Source organism: Desulfitibacter sp. BRH_c19, assembly GCA_001515945.1.
GTDB lineage: Bacteria > Bacillota > DSM-16504 > Desulfitibacterales > Desulfitibacteraceae > Desulfitibacter.
Map to the genome: position 1 here is coordinate 102,793 of LOER01000026.1, position 16,530 is coordinate 119,322.

At 36.1% G+C, this 16,530-nt stretch carries 14 protein-coding genes and 1 pseudogene; 12 read left to right on the forward strand and 3 right to left on the reverse strand.

The window, feature by feature from the left end:
* The 7 genes and pseudogenes from APF76_16690 (at position 1) to APF76_16720 (ending at position 7,754) form a co-directional block, all read left to right on the forward strand.
* A pseudogene (locus tag APF76_16690) lies at positions 1-1,053 on the forward strand.
* Positions 1,054-1,123: 70 nt separating this feature from the next.
* Complete coding sequence (locus tag APF76_16695) at positions 1,124-1,873, forward strand: hypothetical protein (GenBank protein KUO51130.1); 750 nt, start codon at positions 1,124-1,126, stop codon at positions 1,871-1,873.
* The gene (locus APF76_16700; protein ID KUO51131.1) at positions 1,874-2,407 is read left to right on the forward strand and encodes a 2-oxoacid:ferredoxin oxidoreductase subunit gamma; all 534 of its coding nucleotides are present in this window, start codon (positions 1,874-1,876) and stop codon (positions 2,405-2,407) included.
* Positions 2,408-2,653: 246 nt separating this feature from the next.
* Positions 2,654-4,114, forward strand: coding sequence for a ferredoxin--NAD(+) reductase (locus APF76_16705; GenBank protein KUO51132.1), 1,461 nt, complete (start codon positions 2,654-2,656; stop codon positions 4,112-4,114).
* Between the two features lie 348 nt (positions 4,115-4,462).
* On the forward strand, positions 4,463-5,011 hold the full coding sequence (locus tag APF76_16710; protein KUO51133.1) for a hypothetical protein: 549 nt from the start codon (positions 4,463-4,465) through the stop codon (positions 5,009-5,011).
* A gap of 15 nt (positions 5,012-5,026) precedes the next feature.
* Positions 5,027-6,457 carry a hypothetical protein gene (locus APF76_16715; GenBank protein ID KUO51134.1) on the forward strand — a complete coding sequence of 477 codons (1,431 nt, stop codon included), beginning with the start codon at positions 5,027-5,029 and terminating at the stop codon, positions 6,455-6,457.
* A gap of 163 nt (positions 6,458-6,620) precedes the next feature.
* A complete protein-coding gene (locus APF76_16720; GenBank protein ID KUO51135.1) occupies positions 6,621-7,754 on the forward strand; it encodes a hypothetical protein in 1,134 nt (377 codons plus the stop codon).
* Positions 7,755-7,830: 76 nt separating this feature from the next.
* Here APF76_16720 and APF76_16725 read toward each other — a convergent pair whose 3' ends face one another.
* Together APF76_16725 and APF76_16730 are read right to left on the reverse strand one after the other, a co-directional pair.
* Positions 7,831-8,412 carry a hypothetical protein gene (locus tag APF76_16725; protein ID KUO51136.1) on the reverse strand — a complete coding sequence of 194 codons (582 nt, stop codon included), beginning with the start codon at positions 8,410-8,412 and terminating at the stop codon, positions 7,831-7,833.
* Positions 8,413-8,503: 91 nt separating this feature from the next.
* Positions 8,504-9,502 (reverse strand): hypothetical protein, encoded by a 999-nt coding sequence (locus tag APF76_16730; protein ID KUO51137.1) that lies wholly within the window; start codon positions 9,500-9,502, stop codon positions 8,504-8,506.
* A gap of 173 nt (positions 9,503-9,675) precedes the next feature.
* Here APF76_16730 and APF76_16735 point away from each other — a divergent pair, with 173 nt between their 5' ends.
* The 3 genes from APF76_16735 (at position 9,676) to APF76_16745 (ending at position 11,902) form a co-directional block, all read left to right on the forward strand.
* The gene (locus tag APF76_16735; protein KUO51138.1) at positions 9,676-10,383 is read left to right on the forward strand and encodes a uracil-DNA glycosylase; all 708 of its coding nucleotides are present in this window, start codon (positions 9,676-9,678) and stop codon (positions 10,381-10,383) included.
* Between the two features lie 72 nt (positions 10,384-10,455).
* A complete protein-coding gene (locus APF76_16740; protein ID KUO51139.1) occupies positions 10,456-11,049 on the forward strand; it encodes a hypothetical protein in 594 nt (197 codons plus the stop codon).
* 67 nt (positions 11,050-11,116) lie between these two features.
* Positions 11,117-11,902, forward strand: coding sequence for a hypothetical protein (locus APF76_16745; protein ID KUO51140.1), 786 nt, complete (start codon positions 11,117-11,119; stop codon positions 11,900-11,902).
* Between the two features lie 33 nt (positions 11,903-11,935).
* On the opposite strand, the gene APF76_16750 is transcribed toward APF76_16745, so the two are convergent.
* Positions 11,936-12,391, reverse strand: coding sequence for a hypothetical protein (locus tag APF76_16750; GenBank protein ID KUO51141.1), 456 nt, complete (start codon positions 12,389-12,391; stop codon positions 11,936-11,938).
* A gap of 898 nt (positions 12,392-13,289) precedes the next feature.
* On the opposite strand from APF76_16750, the gene APF76_16755 reads away from it, so the two are divergent.
* Both APF76_16755 and APF76_16760 read left to right on the forward strand, forming a co-directional pair.
* Positions 13,290-15,284, forward strand: coding sequence for a hypothetical protein (locus APF76_16755; protein KUO51142.1), 1,995 nt, complete (start codon positions 13,290-13,292; stop codon positions 15,282-15,284).
* Positions 15,285-15,558: 274 nt separating this feature from the next.
* On the forward strand, positions 15,559-16,512 hold the full coding sequence (locus APF76_16760) for a 3-hydroxybutyryl-CoA dehydrogenase (GenBank protein ID KUO51143.1): 954 nt from the start codon (positions 15,559-15,561) through the stop codon (positions 16,510-16,512).
* The last annotated feature ends 18 nt before the right edge of the window (positions 16,513-16,530 follow it).

Sequence of the window (16,530 nt, forward strand, 5' to 3'; positions counted from 1 at the left end):
ATGGTAAAAGTGCTAATGAAGGGAAACGAAGCTATTGGAGAAGCCGCTATAAGGGCTGGCTGCAGATACTTCTTTGGTTATCCTATTACGCCTCAGACGGAATTACCTGAATACTTGGTTAGGAGACTTCCTAAGGTAGGCGGTGTTTTTTTACAAGCTGAGAGTGAAATTGCGGCCATCAATATGGTATATGGAGCAAGTGCTGCTGGGGCGAGAGTCATGACCTCTTCCTCGAGCCCAGGCATTAGTTTGAAGCAAGAGGGAATTTCCTATTTAGCCGGTTCTGAGCTGCCATGCGTAATAGTAAATATAATGCGAGGTGGACCTGGACTTGGTGGTATCCAGCCTGCCCAGGGTGATTATTTTCAGGCAACAAGGGGTGGGGGGCATGGTGATTACAGATTATTGGTTTATGCCCCTGGTTCCGTACAGGAATTAGCTGATCTAACCATAAAAGCCTTTGATAGAGCAGATGCCTATCGCAATCCGGTAATGATTTTAGGAGATGGTATTCTAGGCCAGATGATGGAACCTGTAGAATTTAAGGAATATAAGGCTAAAGGCGTCTATCAAAAACCCTGGGCGACTACAGGTACCAGGGAAGAAAGAAAACCGAATATTGTGAATTCCCTTTATCTTGACCCGGAGGAATTAGAAGAGCATAACTATTCCCTATTAAGCAAGTATGAAACTATAGAAGCAAAAGAAAGGCTTTATGAGCAGTATCTTACATCGGATGCGGATATAGTTTTAGTTGCTTTTGGAACAACTGCAAGGATAGCTAAAGCTGCGGTTAAACAAGCTAGGGAAAGGGATATCAAGGCAGGACTGTTTAGACCTATTACCTTATGGCCCTTTCCAGACACGGAATTAATCAGGGCTATGGTTCCAGGAGCTAAAGCCGTCTTGACTGTTGAACTTAGTATGGGGCAGTTGGTTGATGATGTACGTCTAGCGGTTGGTAGCGAGATGCCTGTTTACTTCTACGGGCGTGCTGGTGGTATGGTACCTAGTACCAAGGGCATATACCAGGAAATTTGCCGTATTCTCGGAATTTCAAGTGAAGTACCACCAGTATTAGAAAAAGGTGTTAGGTATTCCTTCCAAGGAGGAGGCAAGGTATATGATAAAGGCATTTCAAAAATCCAAAGTGCTATCTGATGTGAAGTTTCATTATTGTCCAGGATGTACCCATGGGATAATACATCGCCTGGTAGCAGAAGTTATAGAAGAGCTTGGAGTCATGGGGAGGGCTGTGGGTATTGCTTCTGTGGGATGTTCGGTATTTACTTATAAATATTTCAAAGTAGACATGATCCAAGCTGCCCATGGTCGCGCTCCTGCAGTTGCTACTGGAGTTAAAAGGGTGCACCCGGATAGTGTAGTCTTTTCTTACCAGGGCGATGGAGATTTGGCTGCTATTGGAGCTGCAGAGATTGTTCATGCAGCTGCCCGTGGAGAAAACATTACCATAATTTTTGTGAACAATGCCATTTATGGAATGACAGGAGGGCAAATGGCGCCAACAACTCTTGTCGGTCAAAACAGCACCACCACAGGACCAGATGGACGAGAAAAAGGCCATTCCGGTAGTCCGCTGCGTGTATCTGAAATGTTGTCAACTATAGAAGGTTCTGCGTATATAGCTAGGGTGTCCTTGCACAATCCGGGTAATATTAACAAGGCTAAAAAGGCCATCAAGAAGGCCTTTGAAGTTCAGCTTCAGGGAAAAGGATTTTCCCTGGTGGAAGTCTTATCTACCTGCCCCACCAACTGGAAAATGACACCCATTGCTGCCATGCAGTGGCTTAAAGATAGTATGGTTCCTCAGTTCCCCTTGGGTGAATTCAAAATACCTGTGGAGGTGGGCTAAATGCTGCATGAGATTATTATAGCAGGGTTTGGCGGACAAGGAGTCATGTCAATGGGACAACTGCTTACCTATGCCGGTATGCTCGAAGGAAAGCATGTATCCTATATTCCCTCTTACGGACCGGAAATGCGGGGAGGAACGGCTAATTGTACCGTGGTCATTTCTGATGATGAAATTGGTTCGCCAATTGTAACAGAACCCAACTGTGTAATTGTCATGAATTTGCCTTCCTTGACAAAATTTGAACCGGCTCTTGTGCCAAAAGGAGTGCTGCTTGTAAATTCTTCCATGATTAAAGAGGAATATTTGAGGAGAGATATCAAGGGTTACCAGGTTGCTGCTAATGAGCTGGCAGGTGAGTTGGGAAATGACAAGGTGGCCAATATGGTTATGCTGGGGGCTTTCTTAAAAGCAACGGCAGCTGTTTCTCCCAAAGCTGTGATTGAATCACTAAAAAAGGTCTTGTCCAAAAGGAGGCATAACCTTATTCCTTTAAATAAGAAAGCTTTGGAACTAGGTGCTAGTATAGTCTGACAGAATTCTAGCAACCCATGTTCTCTATATATAGGTCATGAAAGACCCCCGTTTCGCAAGATAAACAGATGGGGGTCTTTACATTGGGTTATGCTAATAGAGATTTTCAAATTTAATTCGCAAATAAATATTTACAGCGAAATACTGGTATAGTATACTCTTAAATAGAGTATATCAGGAAGCTTTCTTATTGCTAAAATGGCTAGCTTTAGTGTATGCGTAAATCAACAAAGGGGAGTGTTCATCATGGAAGCAAAATTTTTTATTAAAACAAATCGTATTTTTACTCCATTAAGAAATTGGTCGTGGGTATTTATCCTATTGGTAGCTTTTGCTGGGCTTTGGTATCCAAAATTAGGACTACTTATGATTCCGGTAATGATAGCGTTACCAATATTTGGTTTCAAAAAAGGAAAGTTTTGGTGTGGCAATATTTGCCCTCATGGAAGTTTATTTGATCGTTTTATTCTTCAGGTAAGTGCTAATAAGAGGATTCCTTCTTGGGCTATATCAAAAATTACCATAGGGTTAGCACTATTTTGGTTCATGTATATGCTGGGCAATAGACTTGTAAAAGTATCTGAATTATGGGGTTCTACACCATTTCTTGATAAACTAGGATTTATATTTGTAATGAATTACCTAGTAGTAACAATAGTCGGTACAATTTTGGCAGTTTTTATATCGCCAAGAACATGGTGTAGATTTTGCCCCATGGGTAGCGTGCAAATTCTTTTATATAAATTAGGAACATTATTAGGAATGAATAAAGCTAGTGATGAAAAGGTTACTATTGCAAGCACAGAAGCCTGTCATAAATGTGCCAAGTGTTCAAGAGTTTGTCCGGTTCAATTAACTCCATATCTTGAGGTTTCGGAAAACAACCAGTTAAATAATGCTGCCTGCATCAGATGTGGTACTTGTGTTGTAAACTGTCCAGCTAAAATTCTTTCACTTAATAGTGAAGAAGAGGCCATAAACATTTCAAAAACTATCAGTCTTGATGGCTACAGAAATAGAAAAGAAATCCTAGCAACAATAAGTGATATCAATTATTTGGATAATAATGTACGAGAGTATATTTTTGAACTCCGAGCTAAGCTAGACTTTAAGCCAGGTCAATTTATTCTAGTAAAAATTCAAGATAATCCTGAGATGTATAGAGCATATTCAGTCTCAGACTATGATGAAAATTCGAAAAAGGTAAGAATAACAATTAAGCAAGCTCCAAATGGTTACGGTACAGGCATTATCTTTAATAGTTTTAAGAAAGGTGATAGTGTTCAAATATCTGGACCGATGGGCAATGAACTTGTGGTCGATAAGGATGCAGACAAAGTTGTCTTTGTAGCAGGTGGAATAGGAATTACACCTTTTGTTCCTCTAGTAAGAGAAATGATAGAAAAGAGAAGTAATATCAAAGACGTTAAGTTAATATATGGAGTGAATAAAGAAGATGAGTTTCTGTATGATGAATTCTTCAAAGAAATAGAAAATAAAAATGACAATTTTGAGTATATAAAAGTGGTTGCCATGGATGAGCAATGGCAAGGCAGAAAAGGTTTTGTTACAGATGTTTTAAAAGAAATGCAATTTGAAGATTATAAGATTTATCTTTGTGGCCCACTACCCATGACCAATGCAACTTTAACTGTATTGTCACAATTAGGTGTAAATAACCAAGATATCAACTATGAAAGTGCGTAGGGTCAGGCTTGACAAATTGACATTTTTTCTTCCAATCTTCTGTGACTACAATTGAAAACAAACACCCCCAGCTAACCTTGGGAGCAATATGCTCCTAGGGGCTGGGGGTTTTTTTATTAGGCAAGAAATACTCTTTAAGTTTCTTTGTTATAATTCTTTTGTCATTATTAGTATTCATTCCATCACTTCCATATCAATTTGATAATTAACCTGATTATATCTTAATTACCTTTTTCTAGCAATAAGGTCAATGGTGGGACAATAGAAGTATTTTGTTAAAAAATGTTTGGGAGATTCAATAGACTTTTGTCGTAGTAATATATAGGAGACAGTTGAAGGGGGTTCAAGATGGAAATTACTGACGAAAATGTAATACAACAATTAAAATATAAAAATCAAGATGCCTTAGAGTACATAATGGATACTTATTCTGCTGGTGTTTATGGATTAGCCTGTAACATCCTTAAGGATCTTGGGCAGCAGGAAGATATAGAGGAATGTGTTAGCGATGTTTTTGTGTCTGTTTGGGAAGACTGTCACCATTATAACCCAATCAAAGGTTCAATAAAAACCTGGCTGCTTATCTTAACAAAGTATAAAGCCTTAGATTATCGTAGGCAGATGTATGGAGAGAAAAGGATTACTAGAGCAGATAATGTTGAAAAATTAGTTTCTCCTAAAATGGTGGAAAATGAGATTATTTTGAAAGAGGAAATAAGCCAGATTACTGCAATTATCGATCAACTAGGAGATAAAGATCAGCAAATTTTCTATAAGCGATATTTTTTGTATGAAACCATAGACAAAATTGCTGGGCAGCTAGGATTAACTAGACACGCAGTAGATAATAGGCTGTGGCGTATTCGAAAGATTTTAAAAGAAAACGTAGCAGAGTAAAAAGGAGGGATCTAAGTGAAAGACTATGAGGATAAAGATATTATTTCTTTAATGGATAGGGTGGAGGAACAAAAAATGGTACAAATTATGGAGCAGAACAAGGGAGATGTTTCTAACGAGCTTCCAGATGATATTTTAAATAACATAAAAGCTAAAACCTATAAAAAAATTGGAGTAAGTAGTATGCCTCAGCCTCAAAAGAAAAGCAATTTGTCTTTTAAGAGCTCTGCAAAAATGTGGAAAAACTTAGTTGCTTCCTTGTTGATTTTGGCTCTATTGGGAATTACTATTGTAGGTTATGAGCCGGCATTGGCAAAGGTTAAGCACTTTCTTCAATATATTCCTGGAATGGGTATTGTCCTCGAAGATGAAGGTGAAGCCCCAAGGTATGTTTTAGAGAAATCTATAGTAGAGAATATAGGAAATGGCATGATAGAAATTAAAGGAGTTATTATTGATAATGATAGGACCATTGTTACTATTTCCGGTAGCAATTTACCCATATATAAAGATATTAGGTTTAAAGATATTGATGGTCTAGAATACAAAGCAGATGGTTATTCAATAAGTAGTAGTGGAGCAGGCCCAAGCCTAGGTAAACCCAACATTTGGGAGGGCACTTATGTTTATGAAGGTACAATAACTAACATTAATGGTCTTAGAGTAGTATTATTAGATGGTGAGATTATTGATCTACCCATACCTTTGGTTAAAGCAGAAACCTATAAAAGCTATGCTGAAATGGGGCCTACAGTTACTGTTGAAGATCTAAGTGTAACTGCCATTACTACATTAATGGATGATAAACTACAGGTTAATCTAATCTCTCCTCCACAGGCAGGCAGGAAAATAAATGCTTATGGTGGTAATCCTAATGTCTCTAATGATGGAGAGGTAATGACGCTCAAAAATATAAACAATGAGGAGTTTAAAATATCAGCACCAGGAATGTATTCTCCGCCTTTAAGCGAATTCTATTTTGATATAGATGGTAGTGCAGAAAAAGAATATTTGTTGTCAATTCCATTCATAGAGACTGTTTATGAAGCTAATGCATCGCTTAGTCTAGATATTCCAAAAGAAGGGTTAGTAGAAATTAATGAAGAAGTGGAATTAGCTGGTTATCCAATAAGCTTTAAAAGCGTTGAACGAACTGATGAGGGACACATACGTATATTTGTAGATTTAAATTATGATGAAAAAAAGGATAACAACCTTATTGGCTTTAGGATGGATAAGACAAAGGTGTCATTTAGCTTAACTGAGATGAAGCCTCCCAAACGAGTTACGGGATGGGGGTATACTATAAATGAAAAAACGAGAGCAATGGAATTTTTAGATATATCATTACCAGGAGATGCTGACGTGAGAAAACTCAAACTGTATTTACATGAACCAGTAGTAGTAAAAAATGGTCCTTGGGATTTAGAAATAGCTCTTCCATAGAATTGTCGTAACCTATTTTGATGAGATAGCCTCACACATATAATTGGCAGATACCTATGCAATGCTTATATAAAAGGATAAATTTGGCTGGAACAAGAGGGTGTTTCTTTTCGTCTATAATACTGTAAGGCCTAAAATAAAATCACTTAAGTGGAGGTCAAAGATGAAAAGTAAAATATTTATTGTTATCACGCTTCTGCTAATATTTATTCCTAACATTGTAGGAGCTGCTGAAAGTGAGTTTCGTATCTTTATCAATGATGAACAATTGAGCATTACTAGTGACATGGGGAGACCTTTTATTGACGATCAATCTAGAACTCAAATTCCATTAAGGGCAGTTAGTGAAGGGTTAGGAAAAGAAGTTAGGTGGGATGGTATCAATAAAAAGGTTACTATTGTCAACTCTAATAATCAAGAAATCCTTCTTGCTATTGGTAGTAACAAGGTAATTACCCCTAATGATACTATCACAATGGATACAGAGGCTGTAATTGTAGGAAGTAGGACTTATGTACCTTTAAGATTTGTTAGTGAAGCATTAGGATATGTTGTTGATTACCAGAAGAAAGGGTATCATAGCATAAGTATTACGGATGCTATTGCTGAAACCAAATTTTATAGGCCTGATTATCAAGCTTTGTCTGCTGAGATTTCAGATTGGATAGAGTTTTCCAAGGAACTACCCCTAGTCCAGGAAAAGGAATACGATGGCAAAAGATTTATCCTGATTACTGAAGGAATGAAACCAACAGGCGGATATTCGGTAGAGGTAGAGGAAGTAGAAATTGTTGACCAAGAATTAGTAATAAAAGTAAAATCAATTGAACCTGGAGAAGATGACGTTGTAACTCAAGCAATTACCCATCCATACGATTTAATTGTAGTTGAAAATACAGAACTGCCTTTAAAGTTCGTGGATGTAGACGATGAAGACAGGTATTTTATGGGTTTATTAGGTATTGATGAGATTGATAGCCCTATCGTGGCTTCATCAGACTGGATTAAAGTTTTTGAGCCAGAACTAAATGAAGAAGTTGAGGGAACATTTAAATTAGCAGGAATTGCAAGTGTATTTGAAGGGACTGTCAGCTATGAGCTGATAACCGATACAGGCGATGTAGTGCTTGAAGGTTTTACAACAGCAGCTATGGGTGACTGGGCTTATTTTGAAGAGGAAATCCAAATTCCCGAGGATTTGGATGATACTGAGTTATTCTTAGAGTTGTATAGTGAGAGCATGAAAGATGGTTCAAAAATGTTTACAGTTACTATTCCATTAACTATAGAGCTCTAAAGTTTTCACTAAAAAGGGGGCGTAACGAAGCTTTAGTTTCGTCGCCCCCTTGTTTTACTTTATGTCCTAAGAGCACTTAAGCTCCAGGGATCTTAGGTTGTTCTTCAGGTTTTTCCCTTTTGATAAGTCTTTTTCTCCCGTTTCTAGTAATAAAAAGGGAAAATATTATCAGACAGATGGCAAGGGTAACTCCAATCATATTTATAAATACATCAACCGTACTTGAGTACCTACCATCTACAAAAGACTGCCTATATTCATCCAGAAAGGATAAAACGCCCCCTCCTATAAAAGAGAGTACCAATGCAAAGGCTGACTTTCTAATATATTGATGAAGTAGAAAGAATATGGCAGTAGTAATTATAAAGAAAATAGATATGTGAGCTAACTTACGTAGAAAGAATTCTATAATAATGGGGTTTTCGCTGGCATATCTAAAAAAATCTCTAGTTAAAGTGTCAATGTGTCCTAATTCTCCAAAGTTAAGAGGGATACGTGCTGCTATCCACTCAGAAAACCTTACAACAGTAAGATCTAACCTTAACAGTATTGAGTTGATAAACTTCAGTACTGGTAGCACTCTTAAACCTGGAATTGATGATAAAAAATATAAAGTTCCTATTAAAAATAATACTACAATCCATGCACTCTTCTTCATAAGCATAGCCCCATTTCGCATATCTACATATAGTTTATAATAATATAATATCATATGGCTGCTAAGATGAATAACCAGTTATTTTGTGCTATCAAATATTAAGTGGGTATTTCCCATACTTCTTAACACCCCTTGCCATGGCTAGGACATTTTCAGTCTTAACATAATGGGGCAAGCAATTTGCACTTCCTAAAATATAACCACCATTTGCTCCAGCTGCTTTTATACACCTTAGTACTTCTTCCTCCACATCTTCAGGAGTGCCACGTGTTAGTGCATAAGTGAGATCTACATTGCCCCATAGACACACTTTATGGCCATAGGTTTCTTTAATAACTTTAAGATTCATAGATAAGGGGTCGATTGGATGAATGCAGTCCATTCCCAAGGTTAATAAATCATCCATTATGGGTATTATATTTCCGTCACTATGAAAGACCCAAGGTATTTTACATGAATCAGAAATCTGTTTGACCTTGGGAACAAAAACATCTCTAAAGATCTGTGGGGACACTAATGGACCACTATTATATGCGATGTTATTATAGGTGCTAATAAAATCAATCCCGACAGAATTTAACCGTTCAACAATGCTACAATTCCATTCAATATAACGATCTAATACCTTTTCAACTAACCTCAAATTATCGTATAATGCGTAGGAGAATGTTTCGATTCCCATTGAATGAAGAACACAATCAATCCCCCAAGTCATATATACATAAAGTGCTAAATCTTCCTTCCCATAATGCTCAACAAACTTCTTTACAGGTTCGTACAGCTTTTCATCATGGGGGTCAGGAAAAACCATTATCTCTAAATCATTTTCTGTTTTTATTAATCCATCCATAAGAAATTCATGTCCATCCTTAACTATTTTATTACAGAATAGTGGAGACCAATATTCCAGAGTTCTTAAATCCATGGCATCCAATCCTAATCTACGAGAAAACTCTAAATCACTATACTCAGTAGTACCCATTATTTTCTCTCTTACTTCTAGACCTACGTCATCCATAAAAGGTATCTGATCTGGTTGTTTTAATTGAAATGCGGCCAAAACTCTTTCTCTTGATGTCATTTGTTTCACGTATATGCCCCCTAGAATATCAACAGTATCTTAGCGCGGAAATCTGTGCTTATTAGTTTCTCCAAAGTAGTTATATTTCCTGTAGGAATTTAGTAGAAAATCTACTTCTTTAAGGAGGAATACCCCTCCCATAATGGGAATTATTAATAAAGAACAAATTAAAGGAGTCAGCCATGAAAATATTAAAAAACGACTGGAATGAGTTATTGGGACAAGAGTTTCAGAAGCCTTATTACATAGAATTAAAAGAGTTTCTTATAAGTGAATATCAATCCCGGGCTATCTATCCAGATAAGCATCATATTTTTAATGCGCTGCATTTTACCCCATATTCTCAGACAAAGGTAGTAATTTTGGGGCAGGATCCATACCATGGTCAGGGACAGGCCCATGGTCTCAGCTTTTCTGTTCAGCCTGGTGTTGCACCACCCCCATCTTTGAAAAACATTTTTAAGGAGCTAGAAGCTGACCTGGGTTGTACAATTCCCAACCATGGATATTTAGTACCCTGGGCTAACCAGGGGGTATTACTGATAAATGCAGTATTGACTGTTCGTGCTAGTGAAGCAAATTCCCACAGGGGAAAGGGCTGGGAGATCTTTACTGATAAAGTTATTTCGTTATTAAATCAGAGGGAGCAGCCAGTTGTCTTTATTCTATGGGGTAAGCATGCTCAGGAAAAACAGGCGCTAATTTCAGCTCCTAGGCATTTAATAATTAAAAGTCCCCATCCAAGTCCATTTTCAGCAACTGGAGGATTTTTCGGAAGCAGACCTTTTTCTAGAACTAATAGATTTTTAAAGAAAAATGGGCAGGATGAAATTAGCTGGCAACTACCAAGCTTAAGTGAACTGCAGAGCAATATTGATAACCATAAATGATATAATATACAAGATTTTTCATATTAAGAATTTTAATATAACAAAAGTAATTATTGTTGGGAGGAATGGCAGGTGGGTGAAAGTGAAGGTGGACTGTTTAATGTTATTGCCCCGATTTATAACCTGTTTTTCAATTATCAAGTAAAATATTATGAAAAAATACTAGCTAGGGTTAAAAATGAAATTGATGTATCCCAATATGAAAGTATAATAGATATAGGGTGTGGAACTGGCGCTCTAAGTCAGGTATTATACGAAGAAGGACTTAAGGTTACTGGAATTGATGCCGCACAAAAAATGATAAAACAAGCAAAGAAAAGATTAAATAAAGACATCAATTTGGTTCATGCAAGTGCATTAGAACCCATTCCTTTTGAGGATAAAAGCTTTGATATTGCAATCTCATCCTATGTAATACATGGAATGAAAGGATATGAACGACAAAAGGCTTACGCCCAAATGAGTAGAATTGCAAAGCACCGGGTAATTGTTCATGATTACAATGCAAATAGAGCAATTCCTACTGACCTAGTTGAATGGCTCGAAGGAGGGGATTATTTTAACTTTATAAAGAATGCTAAGGCTGAAATGGCCCAAAGTTTTGAAGAAGTTCAGGTAATCAACGTGGGCACACGCGCAGCATGGTATATCTGCACCCCACAATAGGGTCAGGCTTGACAAATTGACATTTTTTTCGACCGCTATGTGCGTAGTGAAAGGAGGTGTGAGAAAATTGAGAATTGGTTTAGCTTTAGGAGCAGGTGGTGCCAAGGGGATGGCTCACTTAGCTTTTCTCCAGGCAATGGAAGACTTGGGGGTAAGACCTACAATAATATCTGGTTGTAGCATAGGAGCTCTCATTGGAGCTTATTATGCTGCTGGGTTATCGCCTAAAGATATAAATAGTATCTTACTTGATATCGACTTAAAGGATATGACCAAATTTTTGGATTTCTCATTTTTTGACTCTTCAGGAATTATTAAAGGAAAGGGTGTCGAAAACTTTATTCGAAATACTTTGCCAGTACATGAATTTAAGGAATTAAATATTCCACTAAAAATTGTGGCTACAGACTACTGGAAAAGGGAAGATGTTATTTTCGAAAGTGGAGATTTGATAAAACCAATTAGAGCTAGTATATCCATCCCAGTTTTGTTTGAAGCAGTATCACATAACGACACAATCTTAATAGATGGGGCCACAACTAACCCAGTTCCATATGATATTTTAAAAGATAAATGTGATCTAATAATTGCTATTGATGTAACTGGGAAATATACTCCATCACCTACAAGGGGTATTTCTAGTAGGATAGAAATGATTATAAATACTCTTCAGATTATGCAATCAGCTATCGTTAAATGCAAGGGAGTTGACACGGCTGTTGCCATATTTGCACAACCTGAATTAGAAAATATAAATGTGTTAGACTTCCATAAACATGAGGAGATTATGCTGAGTGTCATGCCTCATGTAGTAAAATTTAAAAAGGATTTAAAAAGTAAACTAAACCTATAATAGGGTCAGGATTGACAAATTGACATCCAAAATTTAAGCCAGAGGTTTACTATAATATCGGATAATGTAGCTACTAACCAGGAAGGTTAAGGGGAATAAGATCAAAAGCTGCAAAACAGGTACTAGTCCAATGGGACTTTCTAGAACTAATGGCATAAAGTCACTATACACCCATCTTCCCTGATCTAAGGCGCTTATTTCAAAGTAAAAACTCAGGAATAGTGCGTATAAAATCATTATTACACGGTCCTTCGAACTCCATCTATGCAATAACCAATTAGAATTTTTGTTAAGTACTGCTAATAGGCAGAACAATATCACGGACATAACCATATCTCCAAAGGTTGCACTTACCATTAGCAATAGATGTTCGGTACTGTTAGTGTCGTCCATCGCATAAAAAGTACCACATACCCAGTATTCCCATAGCCCCTGAAAAATGAGAGAAACAATTATCACGATTAAAATGTTCCTTAAAAAGTACTTCATAATTTTTTTAACTCCCTTACCATATTTTTCTGATATGTTTATTATACATTTTCTCAACCCTTTGTGGGAGGTTCCTAAGAAAACTTTAGTAGGGCTATAAACAGGATTCTTGACTTCAGGTGGATTTTCCCACAGGATTAGTTCAACTACAGTACAATAAATTTGGCAATAGAAAGTTTTGGAAGAATTAATATCATGGTATAATAAATTTATTGAAAACACAAAATATTTATTTGTAAAAAATCATAAAAATTCTATAAGAGTCTAACATAATAATTATTTTTTAGGTAAAACAGTAGATAGGCAAATAGTGATGTTCTGGTCATTTAAAGTAAATCAAATAATTTTAAGAACATGAAATCAAGTGAAAAAGGAAGCAACTAGTATTTTAAATCATAGGGGAATGGTAGCTAAAATGTTAGAGAAAAAATAACAAAAGCTTAATAAATTGCGAAGCTGTAAGAAAGGATAAAATTTTATCCGATGGCTAACTACCACTAGCCTTGCATGGGTTCAGCTATGCCAACAAGTTGACAAGTTTCACTCCAAGACTCCCACCTCTTGCTCTGCACTGGTATTTCTACGTATTGTAAAAAACACAATACTAGAACTACTGGCGGCTCTGCACTGGTATTTCTACGTATTGTAAAAAACACAATACTAGAACTACTGGCGGCTCTGCACTGGTATTTCTACGTATTGTGAAAAACACAATACTAGAACTACTGGCGTAGTGGGAGATAAGTGGTACTAAGCCCCTGGATAACGGTTTCTAATATTCAGATGGAGTCATTCAGTGAAACTTAGTTCAGGTGCTTTTTCCTGAACTCTAGTTGAACTAATCCTGTGGGAAACTCCACCTGAATAAAAAATCCTGTTTATTATTAGGGAGGAGCAAATGTTATTAAAAGAATTGCAGTCAGCACTTGATTTTTCCTATGATGGAATCTACATTACAGATAGAAATGGTATTACAGTCTATGTGAATAATTCATATGAGCGAATAACGGGTATTAGGAGAAGTGAGTTTGTTGGTAGACATATTCAGGAACTTGAAAAAAGCGGAATGTTTTCGCCGATTATAACTCCTTTTATATTAGAGAAAAAAACTCCCATCACTATAAATCAGATTATGAAAAACGGTAAAAAAGTTGTAATTACAGGTAACCCCGTCTTTGATGAAAAAGGAAAAATATCTTTCGTAGTCACTAATGTAAGAGATGTCACAAAAATAGAAACACTCTCTGCAGAAATAGCAAGGCACAAAGAACTAAATAGCGAGTATCTAAATAAACTGACACAACTTAAGAAAGAAAAGGAAATTTCAGAAAGTATTGTTTTCCGAAGTTCCATAATGAAGAATGTGATTAGTTTAGCATCTAAAGTGGCAAAACTTGACACTACAGTATTAATTACAGGAGAAACAGGCGTTGGCAAAGAGGTACTAGTGAACTATCTGCATCACTTAAGCGATAGAATGAATAAGAGGATAGTTACGGTTAACTGTGGGGCCTTAGCACCCAATCTATTGGAAACTGAGTTGTTTGGTTATGTAAAAGGTGCTTTTACTGGAGCTATATGTAAAAATAAACTTGGGCTGTTTGAAGTTGCGGATAAGGGGACAGTTTTTCTTGATGAAATTGGAGATATGCCTTTGGGCTTGCAAGTGAAAATCTTGCGTGTATTGCAGGAAGGTGAGATTAAAAGAGTAGGTAGTACGGATACAATCAAGGTTGATGTGCGTATCATAGGTGCAACCAATAAAGATCTTTACCAAATGGTAGCAGATGGCAAGTTTCGTAAGGACTTGTTCTATCGTTTAAACGTGGTAAATATTGAAATACCGCCATTAAGAAATAGAACTGACGATATTGCACCATTAGCTTACCACTTTTGCAAGTATTTTAACAATAAATATCAATTAAATAGAAAATTAACAACGGACTTAGTTGATGTATTGATGGAATATTCATGGCCTGGCAATGTAAGAGAACTTCAAAATACTATGGAAAAACTAGTTGTTCTATCAAGTGAAAATGAACTTTCAATTCAGGATCTTCCAAAAACAATAAGGGAGGGCACAAGTGAATTACATTCTAAGGATGAAAAACTTACAACAGATAAATTGATAGTAATAGAAGTTGAAAACCATGATGATATAGAAGTAGCAGTTAAAAACATGCACAAAATTAGTGACAAAAGAAATTATCCATTACTTATTATTGACAGTCAAAAAACATCACTACAGGAAATGCAAACACTATTTAACAGTAAGAGTGGCGGTACTATATACATATCCCAAGTTAATGTAGAAGCTCTAACGATATTAATAGAACTTTTAAATGCAAGCAGAAATAGTATGCGTATTATATGCTCAGTTAATAGAAATGTAATGAATAGTATTAAAGAAAAAAAGAAATACGAAAGATTGCTCAAGAGCATTGAAATGATTAAGCTTAGTCTTCCAGTACATAATCATCCTAATGGGTCTGATATTACTACTCAAATAAAATATTATTTTGATTATTTTTGTAATAAGTATAATATTCAAAGTGAGTTGCCTACCACTATTCAAGTTATTTTGGCTAATCACCCGTGGCAGGATAAAGATGAGCTAAAAGGAGTTGTGGAAAGTTTAGTGCTTAAGAATGCTAAGGAGATAGAACTATATCATTTACCAGAGAATATTTATGATATATACTCTAAAAATCAGGTTCCTATAGCTGTAAATTGCATAATGCCTCTAAAAGAGGCTGTGAAATTGTTAGAAGAACAACTAATAGAAATGGCAATAAAGAAACATGGTTCTAAAAGAAAAGCCGCTATGAAATTGGGAATGAGTCCATCAGCTGTATTAAGAAAACTTGAAAAACACAAGAAGTATGATAAATGATTCAAAGTGATGCAAATTAGCAACACTATGATGCTATTAAGCACCATGGTGTTGCTAATTTGCTTTTGAGAGGTAGGAATTTTCCAGGCTATATATTTTGGGTTAAATGGATTAAGATTACCAGATACTCCCAGAGTAAGTGTCTAAGATTTTTTTGGTGAATAAGCAGTTTTGGCACATTGATTGCATTTGTTATATGATTAAGTCTTCATTGAGTAAATTAGCAAAATTACTTAAAGGGTTTTAAGAAAAATGTAAGGGAGGAGTAGTTAAATTGAATGTACAGAGCATAAATACAATTGGTATAGCAGGAGCCGGAACAATGGGGGCGACAATTGCTCAGATTTTTGCCCAATTCCAATATGAGGTTATTGTTTATGATTATGCTGAGGAAGGTTTAGTAAGAGGTAAAGAAATTGTCAAAAATAATCAAAATAATCTGATTAATCAATCCTTGTTGAGTGAGGATAAAGCTCAACAGGCTATAAATAGAATCGTGTTTACAACAGATATAAATAGTCTCTCCAGCGTAGATTTGTTGGTAGAATGCATTAGTGAAAATCTAAATCTAAAACAAGATTTTTTTGAAGAGATAAGTAATGTGGTTAGGGAAGAAGCCATACTCACTACTAATACATCAGGGTTAAGTATTAACAAAATTGCTATGAAAACAAAAAACAAGATAAGGTTTGCAGGAATGCATTGGTGGAATCCTCCTCATCTTATTCCTTTAGTAGAGATAATTAAAGGGGATTATACTTCTATAGATATTGTAAATATCTTGATTGACATAACAAAACAACTTAAAAAAATGCCAGTTATTGTGAAAAAGGATATACCTGGTTTTATAGGAAATCGATTGCAGTATGCTTTGCTAAGAGAAGCTTTACACATTATACAGGAAGAGGCAGCATCCCCAGAGGATGTAGATAATACAATGAAATACGGTTTAGGTTATAGATATGCAGGCTTAGGTCCGATTGAAACCTGTGATCTTGGTGGAATAGATGTTTTTAATAATGTTGGGTCATATTTGTTTAAGGACTTAAATAAAGATATTGAAATACCTAAAAAACTTCAAGATTTATACTTGCAGAATCATCTAGGAATTAAAACTGGCAGGGGGTTCTATGAATACTCTGGAGATAAAGACAAAGAAGCGTTAAGAAGAAGAGACACCCATTTTGTTAAGATGTTGAAATACATATATTCTGACTTACTAGTATGAGTATTAGAGTTTAAAGGG

What these genes read in the sequence shown, in the direction of transcription:
- APF76_16695 (KUO51130.1), top strand. Translation starts at nt 1,124, where the DNA reads ATGATAAAGGCATTTCAAAAATCCAAAGTGCTATCTGATGTGAAGTTT.
- APF76_16700 (KUO51131.1), top strand. Translation starts at nt 1,874, where the DNA reads ATGCTGCATGAGATTATTATAGCAGGGTTTGGCGGACAAGGAGTCATG.
- APF76_16705 (KUO51132.1), top strand. Translation starts at nt 2,654, where the DNA reads ATGGAAGCAAAATTTTTTATTAAAACAAATCGTATTTTTACTCCATTA.
- APF76_16710 (KUO51133.1), top strand. Translation starts at nt 4,463, where the DNA reads ATGGAAATTACTGACGAAAATGTAATACAACAATTAAAATATAAAAAT.
- APF76_16720 (KUO51135.1), top strand. Translation starts at nt 6,621, where the DNA reads ATGAAAAGTAAAATATTTATTGTTATCACGCTTCTGCTAATATTTATT.
- APF76_16725 (KUO51136.1), bottom strand. Translation starts at nt 8,412, where the DNA reads ATGAAGAAGAGTGCATGGATTGTAGTATTATTTTTAATAGGAACTTTA.
- APF76_16735 (KUO51138.1), top strand. Translation starts at nt 9,676, where the DNA reads ATGAAAATATTAAAAAACGACTGGAATGAGTTATTGGGACAAGAGTTT.
- APF76_16750 (KUO51141.1), bottom strand. Translation starts at nt 12,391, where the DNA reads ATGAAGTACTTTTTAAGGAACATTTTAATCGTGATAATTGTTTCTCTC.
- APF76_16755 (KUO51142.1), top strand. Translation starts at nt 13,290, where the DNA reads ATGTTATTAAAAGAATTGCAGTCAGCACTTGATTTTTCCTATGATGGA.